The 5,289-nt window shown below is 60.7% G+C and carries 6 protein-coding genes and 1 pseudogene; 1 reads left to right on the top strand and 6 read right to left on the bottom strand.

Annotated elements, in window-relative coordinates:
* Positions 1–274: 274 nt before the first annotated feature.
* The 6 genes and pseudogenes from QZY07_RS08760 to QZY07_RS08785 all read right to left on the bottom strand — a co-directional run bounded on the left by QZY07_RS08760 (position 275) and on the right by QZY07_RS08785 (position 3,875).
* A complete protein-coding gene (locus tag QZY07_RS08760; RefSeq protein WP_295401639.1) occupies positions 275–415 on the bottom strand; it encodes a hypothetical protein in 141 nt (46 codons plus the stop codon).
* Between the two features lie 2 nt (positions 416–417).
* Positions 418–1,602 (bottom strand): formate-dependent phosphoribosylglycinamide formyltransferase, encoded by a 1,185-nt coding sequence (gene purT, locus QZY07_RS08765; protein WP_295401641.1) that lies wholly within the window; start codon positions 1,600–1,602, stop codon positions 418–420.
* A gap of 232 nt (positions 1,603–1,834) precedes the next feature.
* Positions 1,835–2,048, bottom strand: a pseudogene (locus QZY07_RS08770) (transposase); the annotation flags it as partial.
* Positions 2,049–2,527: 479 nt separating this feature from the next.
* Positions 2,528–2,662 carry a hypothetical protein gene (locus tag QZY07_RS08775; RefSeq protein ID WP_295401642.1) on the bottom strand — a complete coding sequence of 45 codons (135 nt, stop codon included), beginning with the start codon at positions 2,660–2,662 and terminating at the stop codon, positions 2,528–2,530.
* A gap of 51 nt (positions 2,663–2,713) precedes the next feature.
* Positions 2,714–3,319 carry a P-loop NTPase gene (locus QZY07_RS08780; protein ID WP_295401644.1) on the bottom strand — a complete coding sequence of 202 codons (606 nt, stop codon included), beginning with the start codon at positions 3,317–3,319 and terminating at the stop codon, positions 2,714–2,716.
* Between the two features lie 106 nt (positions 3,320–3,425).
* The gene (locus tag QZY07_RS08785; RefSeq protein ID WP_295401646.1) at positions 3,426–3,875 is read right to left on the bottom strand and encodes a hypothetical protein; all 450 of its coding nucleotides are present in this window, start codon (positions 3,873–3,875) and stop codon (positions 3,426–3,428) included.
* 1,022 nt (positions 3,876–4,897) lie between these two features.
* On the opposite strand from QZY07_RS08785, the gene mobI reads away from it, so the two are divergent.
* Positions 4,898–5,289: conjugative transfer protein MobI(A/C) (mobI, locus tag QZY07_RS08790; protein WP_295401647.1), on the top strand; the 392-nt coding region annotated here is incomplete at its 3' end.

A 5,289-nucleotide genomic window follows, 5' to 3' on the forward strand; every position in this document is an offset into this window, starting at 1 on the left:
GCGGTCGAAACGAATCATCAATGGGTTACAGCCTGTTTCTGACCCTATCGTACGGTGATTTCACACCATCTTCGACCAAGGGTCCAGATCATAACAGATTGTTTTTATAAGACGAAACAGGTTATCGTTCAGGCACTAGATATTTGACCATTATCCGACGTTTGCTCGGTGACAGTCAGCAAAAACACTTCACAAATTTTTCAGGCTGACTTCAACCGCATAGGGGAGAGTTCTTTGGCATCGGACAAGCGCCGCTCCTGGCGAGCGGTGGGACTCAGCCCGGTTCGGTGTCGCCCTGAACGAGGTGGTTCTCGAAGCGCAGAGGCATTTTGATCGTGTGCTTGACCGCGCAGAGATCCATCGCGTTGAGGATGCTCGCCTGATAGCGATCGGGAAAGCCGGGGAGCAGGGTCATGCTCAATCCAGGGTGACCTGTACTTGGGCGGCGACGCGCAGGGCGCGTGCCTTGGCGTCCTCAATGTCGGTTCCCCGCGCCAGGGCCACGCCCAGGCGACGACGCCCGTGCACCTCTGGCTTGCCGAACAGACGCAGGTCGGTGCCGGGCTCGACCAGCGCTGCGGCGAGGTTGCCGAAGCGCGGCTGAGTCGACTCCCCTTCGACCAGAATGACCGCCGAGGCGGCGGGACCCTGCTGGCGTATCGCGGGGATCGGCAGCCCCAGGATGGCACGGGCGTGGAGCGCGAACTCCGAGAGATCCTGCGAAATCAAGGTCACCATGCCGGTATCGTGGGGGCGCGGTGAAACCTCACTGAAGATGACCTCGTCGCCACGCACGAACAGCTCGATGCCGAAGAGGCCGCGCCCGCCGAGCGCATCCGTAACGCGCGTGGCGATCTCGCGGGCGCGTGCCAGCGCCATCGGCGTCATGGGCTGGGGCTGCCAGGACTCGCGGTAGTCGCCGTCCTCCTGGCGGTGGCCGATCGGCTCGCAGAAAGCGGTCCCGTCGCGGTGGCACACGGTGAGCAGGGTGATTTCATAGTCGAAGTCGACGAACCCCTCGACGATGACCCGTCCGCCACCGGCGCGCCCGCCGGCTTGCGCGTACTCCCATGCGTGGTCGAGCGCCTCTGAGCGGCGCACCAGACTCTGGCCCTTGCCCGAGGAACTCATGATCGGCTTGACCACGCAGGGCAGACCGATCTCGGCCACGGCGCGCGCGAAGTCCTCGCGGGTGTCGGCAAAGCGGTAGCGCGAGGTCGGAATGCCGAGCTCCTCGGCCACCAACCGGCGGATGCCCTCGCGGTTCATGGTGAGCCGCGCCGCCCGCGCGGTAGGGATGACCGTGAAGCCTTCCGACTCCAGGGCAAGCAGGGTGTCGGTGGCGATCGCCTCAATCTCTGGGACGATGTAGTCGGGACGTTCCTGCTCGATGACGCGTCTGAGCTCGGCCCCGTCGAGCATGGAAAAGCTGTAGGACCGATCGGCGACCTGCATGGCGGGTGCATTGGGATAGCGGTCACAGGCGATGACCTCGACGCCGAGCCGCTTGAGCTCGATGACGACCTCCTTGCCAAGTTCGCCGGCTCCGCAGAGCAGAACTTTGGTCGCGGTGGGAGTGAACGGGGTTCCGATCGTGGGCATGGGGTCTCCGCGCGGCGCAGGCGTCGCTATTGAGTGTCTGGATCGCGGCGTGACCGCTCTCCGTCGTCAAGCAAGCACGCATCGCCAAGAGGCATTTCGTGGCAGGCTTAACGCCGTCAAGAACCTTAAGATGTGATATTCGTGCTGCCCCTTTGATTCAACCCTTTGTTTCCGTAGCTCTATCGAAGGGGTATGTATAGATATCACATTGGATAGCGATGCGTGAAGCAACGGAAGTAGCCATAGACAGTCTGCCAAGGTGGAAAGTCATGCGGGAGCAACCGCCAAGCGCAGCCCGAGCGCGTGACGGACAAGATCGCATCGACGACCTGGCGCATCGCCACGGTGCGCGGACCTCCACCTGAGCGGGCGTCGGGCAACAAAGGCGCGATCAGGGCCCAGCGCCGGTCGTTCAGATCGGTCGGATAGCGTTTATTGGTGGGCATGTCGAAAAGGCTGAAATTTTACCCTTTCCCACGGCGTCCGGACTTTCAAAACACGATCTCCTCATCACCGATCAGTTATCCATCGTCGGTGAAAAGCGGGCAATGGAAGAGCGTTTTGCAGGCATCGCTTCAGGCGACGTCGCCTGCGCGTGAACCACGAGAGCAGGCTGCGATAGAGTTTTCAGGAGCGGCACAGGGGCAGTGTACCCGAAGGTGGAATGCCAACCTCGGCGATCGTCGAACACCTCGCTGTACTCGAAGACCGTGGCCTTCATCCGCACCCAGAAACGCACCAATACACCACGACACGCCGGTCGCCGCACCGAGTGTCGCGTTCGGGATGCGCATCGGCGCGATCGGTCAGCCAGGACGGCAGGTCGTCAAGGATCGCTTGTGGCGTTGGCGCGGCGTCGTCTGACCGCGCCCGATCGAGACCGAATCCCAAGCCGAGGAGCGCGTGGCCGATCGGCGATCGGCGCTTAATCGGCGATCGCTGCGGCGTTGATCGCGCTGGGCGTTGGCGCGGGCGTCGAGACGGACGGTGCCTGCGGCAACGGGAAAAACACCTGGTCCAACTGCGACCACAGATCGCGCTTGGCTTTCCGAATGCGCATTTGCGGCATCAGCGTCAGACGTTCGAGGGTCTCGTTGAAGGTCCAGCGTTCCTACAGCATGTGCGCGATGTCCTGTCCGAAGGTGGTGGCCGCATATTTCGGCAGCGTCACCCAGCCCAGAATGCGGGACTTGAACGGGTCGAACAGGTCGAGGTGCTGGATCGGGCGATGCTTGAATTCCAGTGCGCCCAGATGCGCGTTGAGCCAGATCAGCGTCGTGACGTGCGTGTATTCCAGGACCGCCAAGGTGCTACTGAGGGTCTCGTCCGTGTCGGGGCCGCCCGCGACCACGGAATTGACGATCACGTCCACGCCCAAACTCTCCAGCACGGAGAACAAGTCGTTTTCGACCGCATAGGCCATCAGCGGCTGGAATCCGTTGCTGCCGACATCGACCACGAAGTGCCGGTCATGTGGTGCGCCGGAGACGATCTCGACCAGTTCGTCGAAGGCGCGCGGATTGATGACGTGATCGGTCGCGAGATTCAGATACTGACAGTGGAGCGGTTGATAGCGACGCAAGGTCGGATTGGTGGTATCCGTATCGATGCAATGCACGGAGAGCTTGGCGTCCTGGAGATATTGCGCCAGGATCGACGAGACATAGCTTTTCCCCACGCCGCCTTTGGCCTGGAGGGTAATAAAGAGTTTCGACATCGTACATCCTCTGAAAACGTGGATCGGAAGCGCCGGCGAGTGGTTTCGGGAAAAGCCTAAAGCCGTTCTGAGCGGCGTTTCATTTCGATGGCCCTGTTTGGCGCCGCTAGGCGTGATCGTCGAACGTTGCGAGGGGATTCCAATCGAAGGTTTTTTGCTTGAAAACGGGCGCTTCCTTCGCGCTCGACGCATTCAGTTCAATCGCTTTTTTCTCGATCTTTCTTTCTGTGGCAATCAACACGGGTTGCACGGGGCGATCGCCAGCGGATGCCGATGACGTGACGCCCGAGACGGGCGCGACCGTCAACAGCCGTTCGCGTTTCATTCGACTGACATAGCGCCTGAATTGTCGATGGCTCATCGGCGGCGGCGTTCCAGACGATTTGAATGCCCTGAACATCACGACGCTCGAATACCCCTGTTTGATACCTTCAACGATCAATTCTTGATAGGTCTCGATGAATGTCGTTGATTCGGAGCGACGTTTCGCTTTCGTTTTTTTCAAGACCAGTAGAAACGCATCGGGCGATTGAAGATGCTTGTGATTCGTGCTCATGAATTATTTTTCGATGAATTCATTGTGTTTGCAAACGAATCGATCGCCGTCCATTACGATGACCGTTTTCGCTTCCGAACATCTGTCCTGTGTCCTGTCCGCTACTTGTCCGCTGTTCTGTCCGCCGTCCACTGTTCTGTCCGATGTCTTGTCCGATGTCCGCTGTTCTGTCCGCTGTCTTGTCCGATGTCCACTGTTCTGTCCGCTGTCTTGTCCGATGTCCTGTCCGATGTCCGATGTTCTGTCCGCTGTTCTGTCCGATGCCCTGTCCGCGATCATCTTTGCGGCGTTTCACGCACGCGCTTTTCATTCGCCATCGTGGTCAATAGAACGCCCCCTGTCCAGTCGAAACGGTTAATGGAATCATTAACCGTTTCGGTCGGACAGACCGCTGGATTTTTTATAGACTCGGCATTCCAAAGATGAATGACGCGGAATTGAAAACCTTGCTCTGCGAGGTCGATTTTATTCGTGCGTCAGTCGTGACGAGGGCGTCAGAATGACGGAAAGACCGGACGATGAGCGCCGAACGCGCCTGCTCCGGGAGCCGATGACCGGCGGATCTGCCGTCAATGCCGAAACCTGTCCAAGCGGGGGCGTGTTTGGCGGCGGGACGGGGCGAACGCCCCCTGACCTCACGCCAGGACGAACCGATCCCGGATCGCTTGGATCGATGCGTGTGCTGTTGGCCCGCAGACGACGATCCTGATCGGCGACCGGGCCGGGAACGCGATCCAGGATTGTCGCGACGGTTGTGTCCGCTGTCGACGGCAAGGTGGCGATGACGTGGACCGAGCCGTCCGACACGAGAACGGACGCGCCCCCGACGCGCCCAAGCAGGCGTCCAGACGCGCTTGAGCGGTGTCACTGGGGTCGGATCGAACCCGGCTCGCGGGAGCGTCGAGCGCCAATCGGGTGGAGTGCCTCCCATCTCCACCCGTGCAGTAGGGTGGAGATGGGGGCGGAAAAAAGACCGGGTGGAGATGGGGGGAAGCAAAGATGGGTGGATTTGGGGTGCGCATTTGAACGACGACACAGTACCGGACACGCCCGACACGCGCCTGGACTGGGTGCGACACGCGCTCGCCGATCTCCAGGCCGAGTTTCAGGAGCGCTCGCTGGACATCCTCCAGGCGCTGCGCGAGGAAGCCGACGATGTCGCACGCACCTATACCGAGACGATGCTCCGAGAACAACGAGAGCGCCATCCCAGCGAACGGGGAACGATCGGGTTGCGGACCCGACAGACGACCACCTCCGGGCCGGGCATCTTCCAGATCGAGTGGTATCGGGTCCACGCGAAGCGGCGCACGGTCTATCTCAAGCGCGGCAAGGGTCAGGATGGCCGGATCAGCCAGCAATACCCGATGAGCAATTTCGGTCGCCTCACGGGCTGGGAGAAAGACCTCATTCA

The organism is uncultured Thiocystis sp., assembly GCF_903866365.1.
Classification (GTDB): Bacteria; Pseudomonadota; Gammaproteobacteria; order Chromatiales; family Chromatiaceae; genus Chromatium.

What these genes read in the sequence shown, in the direction of transcription:
- QZY07_RS08760 (WP_295401639.1), bottom strand. Translation starts at nt 415, where the DNA reads ATGACCCTGCTCCCCGGCTTTCCCGATCGCTATCAGGCGAGCATCCTC.
- purT (WP_295401641.1), bottom strand. Translation starts at nt 1,602, where the DNA reads ATGCCCACGATCGGAACCCCGTTCACTCCCACCGCGACCAAAGTTCTG.
- QZY07_RS08775 (WP_295401642.1), bottom strand. Translation starts at nt 2,662, where the DNA reads ATGCGCATTCGGAAAGCCAAGCGCGATCTGTGGTCGCAGTTGGACCAG.
- QZY07_RS08780 (WP_295401644.1), bottom strand. Translation starts at nt 3,319, where the DNA reads ATGTCGAAACTCTTTATTACCCTCCAGGCCAAAGGCGGCGTGGGGAAA.
- QZY07_RS08785 (WP_295401646.1), bottom strand. Translation starts at nt 3,875, where the DNA reads ATGAGCACGAATCACAAGCATCTTCAATCGCCCGATGCGTTTCTACTG.